Consider the following 15,841-nt stretch of genomic DNA (forward strand, 5'->3'; position numbering starts at 1 on the left):
GAGGTTAATAAATCAAGCAACGGTATTCTGTACTTACACGGGCAGCGTTTTCAGCAGCGCAAAGGCCTCTTTCATGCGGTCTTCGCTGACGACAAAGGCACATAGCTGGCCTGCATCGTTCATCCCTCTGGCCACCATCCCTTGCGCTTCGGCGGCAATATGCCAGTTCAGATCGCGGCGCTGGGTTTCCCCAGCCAGATGCAAGGGTAATTCCGGCGTTTTGACTTTTACCAGCATGGCAGGCAACTTCAATGGCGCATTGCCGCCGAGCAGGTTTTTCGCCAGATACATGGCGCTCAGCTGAATCGGTTGCAGGAACGGGAGTACCTGACCGTTAATTTCTGCACAGTCGCCGAGAGCATAAATGTCCGGGTGGCTGGTTTGCAGGTAGCTGTCGACGCAGACGCCGCGATTGATGTTCAATCCGGCGCGACGCGCCAGCGCGGTTTCAGGGCGCAGGCCCGTTGCGGCGATCACCGCATCGACTTCTACGCTGCGGCTACGATCGAGCGTGGCGCGAATCGCCGACTCCGTTTTCTCCAGCCCCTGAAGCTGCGATTTCAGCAGCAGGTGTACGCCCATATCGGTCAGACGATGCTGTAAGCGACTGCTTACTTCTGGCGGCATCAGCGAAGCCAGAATGCTGGCGGCGTTGTCGATAAGCGTCACCGCTTTACCAGCACGACAAAAATCCATCGCCAGTTCGCTGCCAATCAAGCCGCCGCCAACAATCAGCACCCGTTGGGCGTCACGCAGTTGTGTTTCACAGGCGCGATACTCTTGTTGGCTGTTCAATGTGAGCATTAACTCACGTCCGGTAATCGGCGGTACGAACGCCGACGCTCCCGTCGCCAGCACCAGTTTGTCGTATGGCCACTGTTGCTCCTGGCTTTTCACTACGTGAGCATCGGCATCGATGTCGGTTACCCAGGTGTGCGGAAAGAGGCGCAAATTAAACTGTTCGGCAAACTCCCCCGCCGACTGGCGGGTGAGGTCGTCTGCACGTTGCGACTGACTGATAACATGGCTGAGATCGGGCTTGTTGTACTCATCCATACTGTCCGCAGCAATCAGGGTCAGCGGGACATTTGCATCCTGCTTACGGATATTTTTGACTAACTGGCGGGCGGCGAAGCCCGAACCAATAATGACAATTCCGCGGCTCATTTTACCTCCGTTGCCAGTACGTCGAAGACGTCTTTACCTAATGAACATTCCGGGCACAGGAAGTTATCCGGCACGTCGCTCCACGGTGTTCCCGGCGCGACATCCTGCAGCGGTTCACCTTTTGCCGGGTCGTAAATCCACTGGCATACGCTGCACTGCATGCTTGGACCAAGATCAGCGGCAGCCGCCGCGGCACAGGCGCACTCTTCCTCTTTGGTTGCCGTTTTGACGATTGTTTCCGGCAGCGGAGCAAGCGCCCACTGACGTGCGATTTCACGGCCATGCTGGCGACACAGTTCCAGCGCGTCCAGATCCGGACGCCATTTCGCTTTCAGACTCAGCGACATCTCGAAACCGGCATCCTGCAAGCGTGTGGACAAACGGTCTACCGCGCCGCCGCTCCAGCCGTGTGAACCAAAGGCGCTGGCGCGTTTGTTACGAAAACGCAGGCCGGTCATCTCTTCTACCAGACCGGCGATTTTTGGCATCATTACGTTGTTCATCGTTGAAGTACCAACCAGCACGCCTTTAGAGCGGAAGACGTTAGTCAGGACTTCGTTTTTGTCGCTACGGGCGACGTTAAAGATTTTCACCGCCACGTTCGGGTCAACTTCGTTGATGCCCTGGGCAATGGCGTCCGCCATCATGCGGGTGTTGTTGGACATGGTGTCGTAGAAAATGGTGATACGGTCTTCCTGATAGTCAGCCGCCCATTTCAGATACATTTCAACGATTTGTGTCGGGTTGTCGCGCCATACCACGCCGTGGGAAGTGGCAATCATATCCACCGGCAGGTTGAAGCCGAGAATCTCAGTGATTTTCGGTGTAACCAGACGGCTGAACGGCGTCAGGATGTTGGCGTAGTAACGCTGGCACTGTTCGAACAGTTCGGTCTGGTCAACTTCGTCGTTAAACAGACGTTCATCACAGTAGTGCTGGCCGAAGGCGTCGTTACTGAACAGCACCGCATCGCCGGTCATGTAGGTCATCATGCTGTCAGGCCAGTGCAGCATCGGTGTTTCAACGAAGATCAGCTGCTTACCGTTGCCAATGTCCAGCGAGTCGCCGGTTTTCACCACGTTGAAGTTCCACTCCGGGTGGTGGTGGTGCCCGTTGATAGAGTCAATAGCGTTGGCTGTGCAGTAAATTGGCGTGTCAGGGATGCAGGACATCAGCTCAGTCAGCGCACCGGCATGGTCCTCTTCCGCGTGGTTAATGATGATGTAGTCGATATCTGCCAGGTCAATTTCACTGCGCAGGTTCTGCACGAATTCACGGCTAAACTTGTGGTCTACTGTATCGATCAGGACATTTTTTTCTTCACGGATGAGATAACTGTTGTAGCTGCTACCGCGCAGCGTTTTATATTCAGTCCCGTGGAAATCACGAACTTCCCAGTCACGTTGGCCAACCCAATGAATGTTATTTTTAACCAGAATAGACATAGCAACCTCAGTAATTAATTCAGCGTTTTTCTAAAAAAGATGTTTTGTTTATTGCAGGTTGCGTGCCAACTTTTTATTTGTTGATTTTAAAGGGTTTGTTTTTTAATGCCTATAAGGTGGTAGTCAAAATGACTATTCATTTTATTGTCAATATGACAATATGAATTGTCAAAATGACAATGAGGTCGTCATGAGTTTTTCCGTAGACGTGCTGGCGGGTATCGCCATTGAATTACAAAGCGGTATTGGACATCAGGACCGTTTTCAACGCCTGATAACCACCTTGCGTCAGGTGTTGGAGTGCGACGCGTCGGCTTTGCTGCGCTATGAGTCGCGACAGTTTATTCCGCTGGCGATCGATGGGCTGGCGCAGGACGTTCTCGGCAGGCGCTTTACCCTGGAAGGGCATCCTCGTCTGGAGGCGATTGCCCGCGCCGGGGACGTGGTTCGTTTCCCTGCCGACAGCGATTTGCCAGACCCTTACGATGGGCTGATTCCGGGCCAGGAGAGCCTGAAGGTACACGCCTGCATTGGCTTACCGCTGTTCGCCGGTCAAAATCTGATTGGCGCGTTAACGCTGGATGGCATGGAGCCCGATCAATTCGATGTTTTCAGCGATGAAGAGCTTAGGCTGATTGCAGCGCTGGCGGCGGGAGCGCTGAGCAATGCGCTGCTGATTGAACAACTGGAAAGCCAGAATATGTTGCCGGGCTCGTCGACAGCCTTCGAGCAGGTGACTGAAACCCAAATGATTGGCCTGTCGCCCAATATGCTGCAGTTGAAAAAAGAGATTGAGATTGTGGCGGGATCCGATCTCAACGTACTGATAAGCGGCGAAACGGGGACCGGGAAGGAGCTGGTAGCTAAGGCTATCCATGAAGGTTCGCCGCGCGCGGTGAATCCGCTGGTGTATCTGAACTGCGCGGCGTTGCCGGAAACCGTAGCGGAAAGTGAGCTGTTTGGTCACGTAAAAGGCGCCTTTACCGGGGCTATCAGCAATCGTAGCGGTAAGTTTGAAATGGCTGACAATGGGACGCTGTTTCTCGATGAGATTGGAGAGCTCTCGCTGGCGTTACAGGCTAAGTTGCTACGTGTGTTGCAGTACGGCGATATTCAGCGTGTGGGTGACGATCGCAGCCTGCGTGTGGATGTTCGGGTGCTGGCGGCAACGAACCGTGATTTACGGGAAGAGGTGCTGGCCGGGAATTTCCGTGCGGATTTGTTCCACCGTCTGAGCGTCTTTCCCCTTTCCGTACCGCCCCTTCGTGAACGCGGCGAAGATGTGGTACTGCTGGCCGGTTATTTTTGCGAACAATGTCGGCTGCGGCTGGGACTTTCCCGCGTGGTGTTAAGTCCCGGCGCGCGTAGCCATCTGTTGAATTATGGCTGGCCCGGGAACGTGCGTGAGCTGGAACATGCCATTCACCGGGCGGTTGTTCTGGCAAGGGCCACCAGGGCAGGGGATGAAGTGGTGCTTGAAGCGCAGCATTTTGCCCTGCAGGATGAAACCCCGGCTCTGCAGGCGGAGGTTGTTGCGGAGATCCCGCAGCATCGCAACCTGCGTGAGGCAACGGAGTCATTCCAGCGGGAGATGATCCGCCGGGCGTTGGCGCAAAATAATCACAGTTGGGCGGCAAGTGCGCGGGCGCTGGAAACAGATGTCGCCAACCTGCACCGGCTGGCGAAACGTCTGGGGCTGAAGGATTAGATAATACCTGCCTGATAGAAATCCTGCAGGTTGATAGCACCGGTGAGTTTACCGTTTTCATCTACCACCGGTGCGGCAGTGATTTTGCGCTTCATCAGGATCTCTTTGGCGTCAATGGCGCGGCTCTGGGCCTGCAGCGTAATGCCATTATGGGTCATTGCTTCGCTAACCTGAGTGGTGAGCGCTCCGCCGCCAACCAGCCAGCGGCGCAGGTCGCCGTCGGTAAAGACGCCTTTCACCAGCGACTCGTCGTCGCAGACTGCTACCAGGCCAAGACCCGTACGGCTTAGTTCCAGCATCGCGTCCATGACGCTGGTGGTGAGCGTCACCTGCGGAATGGCATCGTCACGGCGCATCAGATGATGCACTTTATTTAGCAGACGAGCGCCCAGCGCACCCGCCGGATGCGAGCGGGCAAAATCTTCTTCGTTAAAGCCGCGCGCCTGCATCACGGCGATTGCCAACGCGTCGCCCATCATCAGAGTGTTCACGGTACTGGAAGTCGGTGCCAGGCGCATCGGACAGGCTTCGCGCTCAACGGAAATATCCAGCACGGCTTTGGCTGCCAGACCCAGCGGTGAGGTCGGTTTTCCGGTCATTGCCAGCAGAGCGACGGACTTGTCTTCCAGGCGCGGAATGATGAGATCCAGTTCTTTTGCGCCGCCGGAGTAGGAAATAAACAGCATGACATCACGGCTTTCAATCATCCCTAAGTCGCCGTGCAGCGCTTCAGCCGGATGCACAAAAAAGGCGGGCGTGCCGGTACTGGCGAGGGTCGCGGCTATTTTTTTGCCAATATGGCCTGATTTGCCAATCCCGGAGACAATCACTTTGCCTTCGCAGTGGATGATAGTATTGGCGGCGCGGACAAAATCATCGCCCAGTCGTTCAGGCAGTCGGCTGGCTTCCTGTAGCTCCAGCATTAACGTCTGACGGCCCGCGTTCAGTAGTGCATCACTCATTGGTTTCTCCGGTTATGATCACTTCAATCCCTTTTGCTTCCAGCGCCTGACGAAACGCAGGGTCGATACCCGCATCGGTAATCAGCTTGTCGACGCTTTCCAGACTGCACACAACATTGGGGCTTTTACGCCCAAATTTTGACGAGTCAGCCATCAGAATCACTTCGCGAGCGGCATTGCACATCGCTTTACTGACGCTAAACACCTCATTAAAGGTGGTCACGCCGGCATTGAGGTCAATGCCGTCGGTGCCCATGAAGAGTTTATCAAAGCTGAACTGCTCAAAGGCGTTTTCTGCCAGCTGACCGTGAAATGACGCAGATTTTTTGCGAAAGGTCCCGCCGGGCATCAGGATAGTTTGCTCGTTGTCCAGCTCTGAAAGGGCGTTAACAATGTGCAGACTGTTGGTCATGACGGTGATGTTGCTAAAGCGGGTGAGCATCGGCACCATCTGCAATACGGTGCTGCCCGCATCCAGAATAATCGAGTCGCCATCGTGAATAAAACGGACAGCGGCTTCGGCAATCTGCTCTTTTTTATGCGTATTGATTAGCGTTTTGTGATCGATTGGCGGGTCGGATTCGTCTTTATTTAATACCACGCCGCCATAGGTACGAATGACGGTTCCGGCATTCTCCAGAATGACCAGGTCTTTGCGAATGGTCGTGCCGGTTGTGTCAAAGTAGTGGGCCAGTTCTTCAACCGAGCATTTCCCCTGCTTTTGCAGGTGCTCCAGTATGGCTGCCTGTCGCTGACGAGGTTTCATAGGCGTGATTACCCTGACTTGATAGGTTGCAAAATGATAATTTCGCAAGCTATTAGCATTCACAACGAAATTACCCATGTTTCAGTTTAAGCGCCAATGATAGTGCATTCTGCGCTAACGGATCATGGGGAAAGATCACATCAGGCTGTAAATCATCAAGATGTTTGCCCATTATCGTGGCAATTTTACCGGGCCTGGCGAATACAGTAAGACCTTTCATAAATAACGAATCGGTAACCCGCTGCTGCTCATCCAGCGCGATGGCGACCACCACGCGGGGTTTAAACCGTCCACCGGAACGACCTACGCCAACCCGACCCCGCTGGCAGAGTTGATCAAACGCCCGGTTAAAGCGGGATATTTGCCAGCCACCGAGCGCCAGTTGCAGGCACCAGGCGATAGCGGCGACGGTAATCAGTGCGGAAACCATAATGTGCTCCTTTGATTTTGCCGGATGGCGGCTGTGCCTTATCCGACCCGGTGTGTGTAGGCCCGGTAAGCGCAGCGCCACCGGGCAATCATGTTTCTTAGAACATCACCTGACCACCGGTCACGTTAATGGACTGACCGGTGCAGTAAGAGGCTTTCGGGCTGGCGTAAAACAGCAGCATGTTCAGCACGTCCTGATAATCGCAGCCGCGCTTAAGCGGAACCTTATCAATGTAGTACTGCTCGACTTCGTCTGGCTTAAGGCCAAGCTTGGTCGCATATTGCGGTAATAATGACTGAAACATCGGTGATTTCAGCAGATTGCCGAGCATCAGTGAATGCACGGTGATCCCGTACTCTGCCAGATCCAGCGCCAGCGACTGGGTTAAACCTACGCCGCCAAATTTTGCCGCGCTATAGCCTGAGTTGTGTTTACTGCCCACTTTCCCTGATTTGGAGTTGATCTGGATAATGCGTCCCTGGACGCCATCACGGATCATCAGGCGTGAAAATTCCCGTGCGCAGAGAAAGTAGCCGACCAGATTCACCTGCAACGAGCGATCGAAATCCCCAAGCTGAAAGTCGCTGATAAACGCGGCTTTTGCGATACCCGCGCTGTAAACCAGCAGATCGACGCGGCCGAATATTTCATCCACTCCGCGCGACAGCGCCAGCACACTTTGTTCGCTGGTGGCATCAGCGCCAAAACCGTAGGCGGTGCCTTCGCCAAACTCGGCGTTAATTTCCTGCGCGACTTTGGCGGCTTTATCGCTTTGGATATCCACCACCGCGACGCGGTACCCTTCTGTCGCAAGCCCACGGCAAAGGAATGCCCCCAGGGTCTGGCCTCCACCAATGACAACGGCAACCTGATTCATCTTTATCTCCTTCAATCTTAAGCAATAAACTTCAAAATACAGCCCGGTGCGATACCGTCTGGTACGGGGCCCGCAACGTGTACGGTGCCGGGAAATTCCGCTTCACTCAGTCCGTCAAAACGCAGAGTGATATGCCCCAGTTCACGTAAATTTTGTTCCGCCACGCTGCCAACGGCTGTGACCGGGTAGTGATGCTGGCCTAGCTCAAATTGGATCCCAGCCTGCAAAGAGCCGTTCAGCTCCCCATGGCAATGGATGAAGCAAAATTCTTCGATATCCGCAGGCGCGCCTTCACGAAAGGTAATTAGCATCTGGTCGCAGAGTGCATCCGGGGCGCTCTGGCCGATGCGGGTGATGGTGGTTTCATAAATCACGGTCATTTTTGAGAGCCTCTTATTGGTAAATAAAGCCGGAAACAAACCAGGCGATGAGAACGGTCGGTGCGCCGGTCAGAAAACGACTCACCAGCACGGATGGCACACCGACGCGGACCGTGTCCTGGCGCGCTTCGGCTAGCGACAATCCGACTGGAATAAAGTCGCATGCCGCCTGAGCGTTAATGGCGAACAAGGCAGGTAGCGCCAGATGCGGAGGAATGTTCCCCAAACCAATCTGTACGCCGATCAGGACGCCGATAACCTGGGCGATGACCGCACCAGGGCCGAGGAAAGGGGACAGCAGCGGGAAAGAGCAGATCAGCGCCAGGGTTACCAGCCCCAGCGGATGGCTGGCCAGCGGTGCGAGTCCATGGGCAATCCAGTCCCCCAGGCCAGACGCCATAATGATGCCGATCAGCGCCGAGACGAACGCCATAAACGGCAGAATGGTTTTCAGGACGGTATCGATAGTGTCTCGCCCAGCCTGAAACAGAACCGCAACGGCTGAACCCATTCCCATGCCGACTTTTGCCAGCAGACCGTCGCTTTGTTCGGTAATTTTCTTGCTGGTGTCGTACTCGCGACCCATCGTGCTGTTTGCAGGCGTTGGCGCAGCGGATGCTTCACCGACGACGGTAATGTTTTCTTCTTTCACGCCAGAGACATAGATATCTTCGATAATATATTGGGCCAGCGGACCTGATTTACCCGTCGCGTGAATATTCACTGTTGGTATACGGCGTTTTGGATAGATCCCGCAGCGCAGCGTGCCGCCGCAGTCGATGATCGCCACGCCAATTTCGTTCTCTGGCGGCTCGCCTTCTTTGAAGCCATCAACGGCCTGCCAACCTGTCAGGCTGGCTATCCTGTCGACAATTGCGGGGCGAGTCCCGGCGGTGATATAGACAATTTTCTTGCCTGGCTCGGCATCCAGTTCAAGCGGGCCGCCCCAGCCGCCGGTGCCTTTTTCAATACGAATACGCGTCATGATGCTGCTCCCGCCAGATGTACTTTCTGCTCAAGTTGAATGCCCATTTTTTTCTCAAAGATGGTGGTGGTGAAATCGGTCACCCAGCCGCGGAAGAAGTTGGTCACCAGGCCGACCAGCAAATAGCTCACCGCCAGCGGGCCGAGCGGAAGACCCAGCGTGGTCAGTCCGCTGGCGATCCCCAGATAGACGAACAGCTCACCGGGGTTGATGTGGGGAAATAAGCCGTTCATTGAATGGCAGCTGTAAGAGGCGGCTGCGTAGTAGCTGGGCTTGAACTTTTCCGGCATAAAGCGGCCCAGGCTCAGTGTCATAGGATTACAAAACACAAATGTGCCGATACACGGCAGCAGTAGATAGCGGGACAGCGGGTTTCCGGCGCAGCGCTGGGCAAAACGTTCAATACGTTGCTGACCGATAAAGTTAATCAGCGCATTCATGATGACCAGCAGACTGATCAGCAGAGGCAGAATACCGGTCACCATGCCGGTAAACACCTCTCCGCCTTTCTGGAACAATCCGATAAACCACTCAGCACCGAGTGTGATGGTGTCGATCATTATTCTCTCCTGTAGGGGTTTTAGTTATCTTGCCAAACGGTAACTAATTTTAATCAGATCGAAAGATTTAAAAGTGTTATTTTGATCGCAAAATGAAAGATAAATATTTTAATTTGAAAGATTGTGCGTGAGAACGCGCAAATGTGCCGGTCAGGAGTGCAAGAGGGGAGAAATTCTGTGAAGGAGAGCGACTACTGCTTCCTTGTGTGGCGGAGGATGCTTTACCATACTTCTCCCAGGCTGAATTTGTTTAATGGATGTCTCATGTTCAAGCGTCGTTATGTAGCGTTACTGCCCCTTTTTGTATTGCTTGCTGCTTGTAGCAGCAAACCTAAACCTTCAGAGACTCAAACGACTACGGGTACGCCATCCGGCGGCTTCCTGCTTGAGCCACAGCACAATGTCATGCAAACGGGCGGCGATTTTGCCAATAATCCAAACGCGCAGCAGTTCATCGAGAAAATGGTGAACAAGCACGGCTTTGACCGCCAGCAGCTGCAGGAGATCCTGTCGCAGGCCAAGCGTCTGGACTCAGTATTGCGTTTGATGGACCGTCAGGCGCCGACGACTCAACCGCCAGCCGGACCTAACGGTGCATGGCTGCGGTATCGTAAACAGTTCATCACTCCGGATAATGTACAAAACGGTGTGGCCTTCTGGAACCAATATGAAGATGCGCTGAACCGTGCATGGCAGGTCTACGGCGTACCGCCGGAAATTATCGTTGGCATTATTGGCGTAGAGACTCGCTGGGGCCGGGTGATGGGTAAAACGCGGATTCTGGATGCGCTGGCGACGTTGTCGTTTAACTATCCTCGTCGTGCGGAATATTTCTCTGGTGAACTGGAAACCTTCCTGCTAATGGCGCGAGATGAAAGCGACGATCCGCTCGATTTGAAAGGTTCTTTCGCAGGGGCGATGGGCTACGGCCAATTTATGCCATCTTCCTATAAGCAATATGCCGTTGATTTCAATGGCGATGGTCACATTAACCTGTGGGATCCGGTTGATGCTATCGGTAGCGTGGCGAACTATTTCAAAGGCCACGGTTGGGTGAAAGGCGATACGGTCGCGGTTCCGGCGAATGGCCAGGCGCCTGGGCTGGCGAACGGCTTTAAAACCCAGTACAGCATTTCTCAACTTGCCGCCGCGGGCCTGACGCCGCAGCAGTCTCTGGGTAATCATCAGCAGGCCAGCCTGCTGCGACTGGATATCGGTACCGGTTATCAGTATTGGTATGGACTGCCGAACTTCTACACCATCACCCGCTATAACCACAGTACCCACTATGCCATGGCCGTGTGGCAATTGGGTCAGGCGGTCGCGCTGGCGCGCGTGCAGTAATCATTTGTTATCGGTCTACAGGGGCAATCCCTTGTAGACCGAATAGGCTATCCTGGTGCGTTATCCGGTACTCTTTTGAATGCGGTTTATCTATTTTCTGAATGCCCCTCGTAAAATTGTCTCCTCATCCCCATCTTGGTTAGGAAAGTGCTATCTTGTCCGGCATATTTTTTTAACTGACAGAGGCTGAAATGACCGACAGTGAACTGATGCAGTTAAGCGAGCAGGTTGGCCTGGCGTTGAAAGCGCGCGGGGCAACCGTGACGACGGCAGAATCCTGCACTGGCGGCTGGGTAGCCAAAGCAATTACGGATATTGCCGGCAGCTCCGCCTGGTTTGAGCGCGGGTTTGTGACCTACAGCAATGAAGCCAAAGCGCAGATGATTGGCGTGCGCGAAGAGACGCTGGTCCAGCATGGGGCGGTGAGCGAACCTGTGGTGGTGGAGATGGCGATTGGCGCGCTAAAAGCGGCCCACGCGCATTTCGCTGTTTCGATTAGCGGTATTGCGGGGCCAGATGGCGGCAGTGAAGAAAAGCCCGTGGGGACGGTATGGTTCGCTTTTGCCAGCGCGAGCGGCGAGGGGATTACCCGCCGGGAATGCTTCAGCGGCGATCGCGATGCGGTACGTCGACAGGCGACCGCCTACGCGTTACAAACCCTGTGGCAACAATTTCTACAAAATACTTGATACTGTATGAGCATACAGTATAATTGCCCCAACAGAACATTATCTATCACGTTTCGCGGTTTAACCCGAAAGCGGCATGACAGGAGTAATTAATGGCTATCGACGAAAACAAACAGAAAGCGTTGGCGGCAGCGCTGGGTCAGATCGAAAAGCAATTCGGTAAAGGCTCCATCATGCGCCTGGGTGAAGACCGTTCCATGGATGTGGAAACCATCTCCACTGGTTCGCTTTCTCTGGATATCGCATTGGGCGCGGGCGGTTTGCCAATGGGCCGTATCGTTGAAATCTACGGGCCTGAATCTTCCGGTAAAACGACGCTGACCCTGCAGGTTATTGCTGCCGCACAGCGCGAAGGTAAAACCTGTGCGTTCATCGATGCGGAACACGCACTGGATCCCGTCTATGCGCGCAAGCTTGGCGTTGATATCGACAACCTGCTGTGCTCTCAGCCTGATACCGGTGAACAAGCGCTGGAAATCTGTGATGCGCTGGCGCGCTCCGGTGCGGTTGACGTTATCGTTGTCGACTCCGTTGCCGCATTGACGCCGAAGGCAGAAATCGAAGGCGAGATTGGTGACTCTCACATGGGCCTTGCGGCACGTATGATGAGCCAGGCCATGCGTAAGCTGGCCGGTAACCTGAAGCAGTCCAACACGCTACTGATTTTCATCAACCAGATCCGTATGAAGATTGGTGTTATGTTCGGTAACCCGGAAACCACCACCGGTGGTAACGCCCTGAAATTCTATGCTTCTGTTCGCCTGGATATCCGTCGTATTGGCGCGGTGAAAGAAGGCGACAACGTGGTTGGTAGCGAAACCCGTGTTAAGGTCGTGAAAAACAAAATTGCAGCGCCGTTCAAACAGGCTGAATTCCAGATTCTTTACGGTGAAGGTATCAACTTCTACGGCGAACTGGTCGATTTGGGCGTGAAAGAGAAGCTGATTGAAAAAGCCGGTGCATGGTACAGCTACAACGGTGAGAAAATTGGTCAGGGTAAAGCGAATGCCACTAACTGGCTGAAGGAAAACCCGGCAACTGCGAAGGAAATTGAGAAGAAAGTACGCGAGTTACTGCTCAATAATCCGGATTCAAAACCAGACTTCTCTGTTGATGACAGCGGTGAAGATGTAAAAGAAACGAACGAAGATTTCTGATAATCTGACGTTATCGCACATAGAAGGGCTGCATACCATGCAGCCCTTTTCCATTTCTGAAGGCTCACTATGACAGAAGCAACTTCCCGCCGCTCCGCTTATTCCCGACTTCTTGACCGCGCTGTACGTATACTGGCGATGCGCGATCACAGCGAGCAGGAACTGCGGCGTAAGCTGGCCGCTCCGGTGATGGGAAAAAATGGACCGGAAGACATTGATGCAACGCCGGAGGATTACGACAAGGTCATTGCCTGGTGTATTGAAAGTCGTTATCTGGATGATGACCGCTTCGTTCAGCAGTTTATCTCCAGCCGTAGCCGTAAAGGTTATGGACCCGCGCGTGTGCGTCAGGAATTAAACCAAAAAGGGATTTCGCGTGAAGCCGTTGAACGAGCCATGCGCGAGTGCGAAATTGACTGGGCAGGGCTTGCGCGCGCACAGGCCATTCGTAAATACGGAGAACCTTTACCTGTAGATTTTTCAGATAAGGTAAAGGTCCAGCGCTTTTTGCTCTACCGTGGCTATCTGATGGAAGATATTCAGGCAATATGGCGAAATTTTGACGATTGAGCGCATACGGGATTTTACTTCCCAGTAAAGAAAACTTATCTTATTCCCACTTTTCGATTGCCAGAGGCGCAGTTTACGTGCCGATGCTGGTAATGACATTTCGTTAGCTTGATTTCTTCAGGATAATTATGAGCAAGAGCACCGCTGAGATCCGTCAGGCGTTTCTCGATTTTTTCCATAGTAAAGGACATCAGGTAGTTGCCAGCAGCTCCCTGGTACCGAACAATGACCCTACTTTGTTGTTTACCAACGCCGGGATGAACCAGTTCAAGGATGTGTTCCTTGGCCTCGACAAGCGTAATTATTCCCGCGCAACCACCTCGCAGCGTTGCGTGCGTGCGGGCGGTAAGCACAACGACCTGGAAAACGTCGGTTACACTGCACGTCACCATACTTTCTTCGAAATGCTGGGCAACTTCAGCTTCGGCGATTATTTCAAACATGATGCTATTCAATACGCATGGGAACTGCTGACCGGTGAAAACTGGTTTGCCCTGCCAAAAGAGCGTCTGTGGGTCACCGTCTATGAAACTGACGATGAAGCCTATGAAATCTGGGAAAAAGAAGTCGGCATTCCGCGCGAACGTATCATCCGTATCGGTGATAACAAAGGCGCGGCTTATGCTTCCGACAACTTCTGGCAGATGGGTGATACCGGCCCTTGCGGTCCGTGCACCGAAATTTTCTACGACCACGGCGACCATATTTGGGGTGGCCCTCCGGGAAGCGCAGAAGAAGATGGCGATCGCTACATTGAGATCTGGAACATCGTCTTCATGCAGTTCAACCGTCAGGCTGACGGTACTATGGAACCGCTGCCGAAGCCGTCCGTGGATACCGGTATGGGCCTTGAGCGTATTGCGGCCGTGCTGCAACACGTTAATTCCAACTATGAAATCGACCTGTTCCGTTCACTGATTGAGTCCGTGGCGAAAGTCACTGGCGCGACCGATCTGAGCAACAAGTCGCTGCGCGTTATCGCTGACCATATCCGCTCCTGTGCATTCCTGATTGCCGATGGCGTTGTCCCGTCGAATGAAAACCGTGGTTATGTGCTGCGTCGTATCATTCGTCGCGCGGTACGTCATGGCAACATGCTGGGCGCGAAGGATACCTTCTTCTACAAGCTGGTTGGTCCGCTGGTGGACGTCATGGGCTCCGCAGGTGAAGAACTGAAGCGTCAGCAGGCTATGGTTGAGCAGGTTCTGAAAACCGAAGAAGAGCAGTTTGCGCGTACACTGGAGCGTGGTCTGGCGCTGCTGGATGAAGAACTGGCAAAACTGTCCGGTGATACACTGGATGGCGAAACCGCATTCCGTCTGTATGACACCTACGGTTTCCCGGTTGACCTGACGGCGGACGTTTGCCGCGAGCGCAACATTAAGGTTGACGAAGCGGGCTTTGAAGCCGCAATGGAAGAACAGCGCCGTCGCGCGCGTGAAGCCAGCGGCTTCGGCGCAGACTACAATGCGATGATTCGTGTTGATGGCGCCTCTGAATTTAAAGGCTACGAACACCTGGAACTGAACGGCAAAGTGACCGCGCTGTTTGTTGATGGTAAAGCGGTAGACGCAATTAACGCAGGTCAGGACGCAGTTGTCGTACTGGATCAGACTCCGTTCTATGCGGAATCTGGTGGTCAGGTTGGCGACAAGGGGGAACTGAAAGGCGCAGGCTTCGCGTTTGCCGTGAGCGACACGCAGAAATATGGCCAGGCCATTGGTCACATCGGTAAGCTGTCTGCGGGTTCTCTGAAAATTGGTGATGCAGTACAGGCTGATGTTGATGAAGCTCGTCGTGCGCGCATTCGCTTGAACCACTCCGCAACGCACCTGATGCACGCGGCGCTGCGCCAGGTACTGGGCACGCATGTGGCACAGAAAGGCTCGTTGGTTAACGATAAAGTGCTGCGCTTCGACTTCTCTCATACTGAAGCTATGAAGCCTGCTGAAATCCGTGCCGTTGAAGATCTGGTGAATGCGCAAATTCGTCGCAATCTGCCGATTGAAACGAACATCATGGATCTCGAAGCGGCGAAAGCCAAAGGCGCAATGGCGCTGTTTGGCGAGAAATATGACGACCACGTGCGTGTTCTGAGCATGGGTGATTTCTCTACCGAACTGTGTGGTGGTACTCATGCCAGCCGTACGGGGGATATTGGTCTGTTCCGTATTGTGTCTGAGTCAGGCACTGCGGCGGGCGTTCGTCGTATTGAAGCTGTGACCGGTGAAGGCGCTATCCAAACCGTGCATGCTGAGAGCGATCGCTTAAGCGATATTGCGCAGCTGCTGAAAGGCGATAGCCAGAATATTGGTGACAAAGTTCGTTCCGTGCTGGAGCGTACGCGTCAACTCGAAAAAGAATTGCAGCAATTGAAGGAACAGGCTGCGGCGCAGGAGAGTGCAAATCTCTCCAGCAAAGCGGTTGATATCAATGGCGTGAAGCTGCTGGTCAGCGAACTCGCGGACGTTGAGCCGAAAATGTTGCGTACCATGGTTGATGATCTGAAAAATCAACTGGGGTCTACCGTTATCGTTCTGGCAACGGTAGTGGAAGGTAAGGTTTCTCTGATTGCGGGTGTGTCTAAGGACGTGACAGATCGCGTGAAAGCAGGGGAACTGGTTGGAATGGTCGCTCAGCAGGTAGGCGGTAAGGGTGGTGGTCGTCCGGACATGGCGCAAGCCGGTGGTACGGATGCTGCGGCTCTGCCAGCAGCGTTAGCCAGTGTGAAAGGCTGGGTCAGCGCAAAACTGTAATAATTATAAGCGTAAGTCGACGCTGCGGACTTCAATCCGCAGCGT

The 15,841-nt window shown here is 53.8% G+C and carries 15 protein-coding genes; 6 read left to right on the top strand and 9 right to left on the bottom strand.

Going from position 1 to position 15,841, the window contains the following annotated elements:
* Positions 1 to 33: 33 nt before the first annotated feature.
* On the bottom strand, positions 34 to 1,167 hold the full coding sequence (gene norW / locus HV350_RS05555) for an NADH:flavorubredoxin reductase NorW (protein ID WP_181629972.1): 1,134 nt from the start codon (positions 1,165 to 1,167) through the stop codon (positions 34 to 36).
* The gene (norV, locus tag HV350_RS05560) at positions 1,164 to 2,612 is read right to left on the bottom strand and encodes an anaerobic nitric oxide reductase flavorubredoxin (protein WP_181629973.1); all 1,449 of its coding nucleotides are present in this window, start codon (positions 2,610 to 2,612) and stop codon (positions 1,164 to 1,166) included. The genes norW and norV overlap by 4 nt, the downstream gene beginning before the upstream one ends.
* A 190-nt stretch (positions 2,613 to 2,802) precedes the next feature.
* Here norV and norR point away from each other — a divergent pair, with 190 nt between their 5' ends.
* The gene (gene norR / locus HV350_RS05565; protein ID WP_181629975.1) at positions 2,803 to 4,320 is read left to right on the top strand and encodes a nitric oxide reductase transcriptional regulator NorR; all 1,518 of its coding nucleotides are present in this window, start codon (positions 2,803 to 2,805) and stop codon (positions 4,318 to 4,320) included.
* Here norR and gutQ read toward each other — a convergent pair.
* The 7 genes from gutQ to srlA form a co-directional block, all read right to left on the bottom strand.
* Positions 4,317 to 5,282 (bottom strand): arabinose-5-phosphate isomerase GutQ, encoded by a 966-nt coding sequence (gene gutQ, locus HV350_RS05570; RefSeq protein WP_016157311.1) that lies wholly within the window; start codon positions 5,280 to 5,282, stop codon positions 4,317 to 4,319. The genes norR and gutQ overlap by 4 nt on opposite strands.
* A complete protein-coding gene (locus HV350_RS05575) occupies positions 5,275 to 6,048 on the bottom strand; it encodes a DNA-binding transcriptional repressor (protein ID WP_003037350.1) in 774 nt (257 codons plus the stop codon). Before HV350_RS05575 ends, gutQ begins: the two co-directional genes overlap by 8 nt.
* 70 nt (positions 6,049 to 6,118) lie before the next feature.
* A complete protein-coding gene (gene gutM, locus HV350_RS05580) occupies positions 6,119 to 6,478 on the bottom strand; it encodes a transcriptional regulator GutM (RefSeq protein ID WP_016154172.1) in 360 nt (119 codons plus the stop codon).
* 97 nt (positions 6,479 to 6,575) lie between these two features.
* Positions 6,576 to 7,355 carry a sorbitol-6-phosphate dehydrogenase gene (gene srlD / locus HV350_RS05585; protein WP_181629977.1) on the bottom strand — a complete coding sequence of 260 codons (780 nt, stop codon included), beginning with the start codon at positions 7,353 to 7,355 and terminating at the stop codon, positions 6,576 to 6,578.
* Between the two features lie 17 nt (positions 7,356 to 7,372).
* On the bottom strand, positions 7,373 to 7,735 hold the full coding sequence (gene srlB, locus HV350_RS05590) for a PTS glucitol/sorbitol transporter subunit IIA (RefSeq protein WP_016157310.1): 363 nt from the start codon (positions 7,733 to 7,735) through the stop codon (positions 7,373 to 7,375).
* Positions 7,736 to 7,748: 13 nt separating this feature from the next.
* On the bottom strand, positions 7,749 to 8,720 hold the full coding sequence (locus tag HV350_RS05595; protein ID WP_047357858.1) for a PTS glucitol/sorbitol transporter subunit IIB: 972 nt from the start codon (positions 8,718 to 8,720) through the stop codon (positions 7,749 to 7,751).
* Positions 8,717 to 9,280, bottom strand: a complete 564-nt coding sequence (gene srlA / locus HV350_RS05600) for a PTS glucitol/sorbitol transporter subunit IIC (RefSeq protein WP_016154169.1) — start codon at positions 9,278 to 9,280, stop codon at positions 8,717 to 8,719. The genes HV350_RS05595 and srlA overlap by 4 nt, the downstream gene beginning before the upstream one ends.
* A 264-nt stretch (positions 9,281 to 9,544) precedes the next feature.
* On the opposite strand from srlA, the gene mltB reads away from it, so the two are divergent.
* The 5 genes from mltB to alaS all read left to right on the top strand — a co-directional run bounded on the left by mltB (position 9,545) and on the right by alaS (position 15,796).
* Positions 9,545 to 10,624 (top strand): lytic murein transglycosylase B, encoded by a 1,080-nt coding sequence (gene mltB, locus HV350_RS05605; RefSeq protein WP_032947148.1) that lies wholly within the window; start codon positions 9,545 to 9,547, stop codon positions 10,622 to 10,624.
* A gap of 191 nt (positions 10,625 to 10,815) precedes the next feature.
* Positions 10,816 to 11,313 (top strand): nicotinamide-nucleotide amidase, encoded by a 498-nt coding sequence (pncC, locus tag HV350_RS05610; RefSeq protein ID WP_080859124.1) that lies wholly within the window; start codon positions 10,816 to 10,818, stop codon positions 11,311 to 11,313.
* 92 nt (positions 11,314 to 11,405) lie between these two features.
* Positions 11,406 to 12,470, top strand: a complete 1,065-nt coding sequence (gene recA, locus HV350_RS05615) for a recombinase RecA (protein WP_016154166.1) — start codon at positions 11,406 to 11,408, stop codon at positions 12,468 to 12,470.
* 69 nt (positions 12,471 to 12,539) lie between these two features.
* Complete coding sequence (gene recX / locus HV350_RS05620; RefSeq protein WP_016157307.1) at positions 12,540 to 13,040, top strand: recombination regulator RecX; 501 nt, start codon at positions 12,540 to 12,542, stop codon at positions 13,038 to 13,040.
* A 128-nt stretch (positions 13,041 to 13,168) separates the two neighbouring features.
* Complete coding sequence (alaS, locus tag HV350_RS05625) at positions 13,169 to 15,796, top strand: alanine--tRNA ligase (RefSeq protein ID WP_016157306.1); 2,628 nt, start codon at positions 13,169 to 13,171, stop codon at positions 15,794 to 15,796.
* The last annotated feature ends 45 nt before the right edge of the window (positions 15,797 to 15,841 follow it).

It is taken from the genome of Citrobacter sp. RHBSTW-01013, from assembly GCF_013781985.1.
Taxonomy (GTDB): domain Bacteria; phylum Pseudomonadota; class Gammaproteobacteria; order Enterobacterales; family Enterobacteriaceae; genus Citrobacter; species Citrobacter braakii.

Excerpts from the sequence above, each read along its gene's own strand:
- norW (WP_181629972.1), bottom strand. The coding sequence starts at position 1,167 with ATGAGCCGCGGAATTGTCATTATTGGTTCGGGCTTCGCCGCCCGCCAG.
- norV (WP_181629973.1), bottom strand. The coding sequence starts at position 2,612 with ATGTCTATTCTGGTTAAAAATAACATTCATTGGGTTGGCCAACGTGAC.
- norR (WP_181629975.1), top strand. The coding sequence starts at position 2,803 with ATGAGTTTTTCCGTAGACGTGCTGGCGGGTATCGCCATTGAATTACAA.
- gutQ (WP_016157311.1), bottom strand. The coding sequence starts at position 5,282 with ATGAGTGATGCACTACTGAACGCGGGCCGTCAGACGTTAATGCTGGAG.
- HV350_RS05575 (WP_003037350.1), bottom strand. The coding sequence starts at position 6,048 with ATGAAACCTCGTCAGCGACAGGCAGCCATACTGGAGCACCTGCAAAAG.
- gutM (WP_016154172.1), bottom strand. The coding sequence starts at position 6,478 with ATGGTTTCCGCACTGATTACCGTCGCCGCTATCGCCTGGTGCCTGCAA.
- srlD (WP_181629977.1), bottom strand. The coding sequence starts at position 7,355 with ATGAATCAGGTTGCCGTTGTCATTGGTGGAGGCCAGACCCTGGGGGCA.
- srlB (WP_016157310.1), bottom strand. The coding sequence starts at position 7,735 with ATGACCGTGATTTATGAAACCACCATCACCCGCATCGGCCAGAGCGCC.
- HV350_RS05595 (WP_047357858.1), bottom strand. The coding sequence starts at position 8,720 with ATGACGCGTATTCGTATTGAAAAAGGCACCGGCGGCTGGGGCGGCCCG.
- srlA (WP_016154169.1), bottom strand. The coding sequence starts at position 9,280 with ATGATCGACACCATCACACTCGGTGCTGAGTGGTTTATCGGATTGTTC.
- mltB (WP_032947148.1), top strand. The coding sequence starts at position 9,545 with ATGTTCAAGCGTCGTTATGTAGCGTTACTGCCCCTTTTTGTATTGCTT.
- pncC (WP_080859124.1), top strand. The coding sequence starts at position 10,816 with ATGACCGACAGTGAACTGATGCAGTTAAGCGAGCAGGTTGGCCTGGCG.
- recA (WP_016154166.1), top strand. The coding sequence starts at position 11,406 with ATGGCTATCGACGAAAACAAACAGAAAGCGTTGGCGGCAGCGCTGGGT.
- recX (WP_016157307.1), top strand. The coding sequence starts at position 12,540 with ATGACAGAAGCAACTTCCCGCCGCTCCGCTTATTCCCGACTTCTTGAC.
- alaS (WP_016157306.1), top strand. The coding sequence starts at position 13,169 with ATGAGCAAGAGCACCGCTGAGATCCGTCAGGCGTTTCTCGATTTTTTC.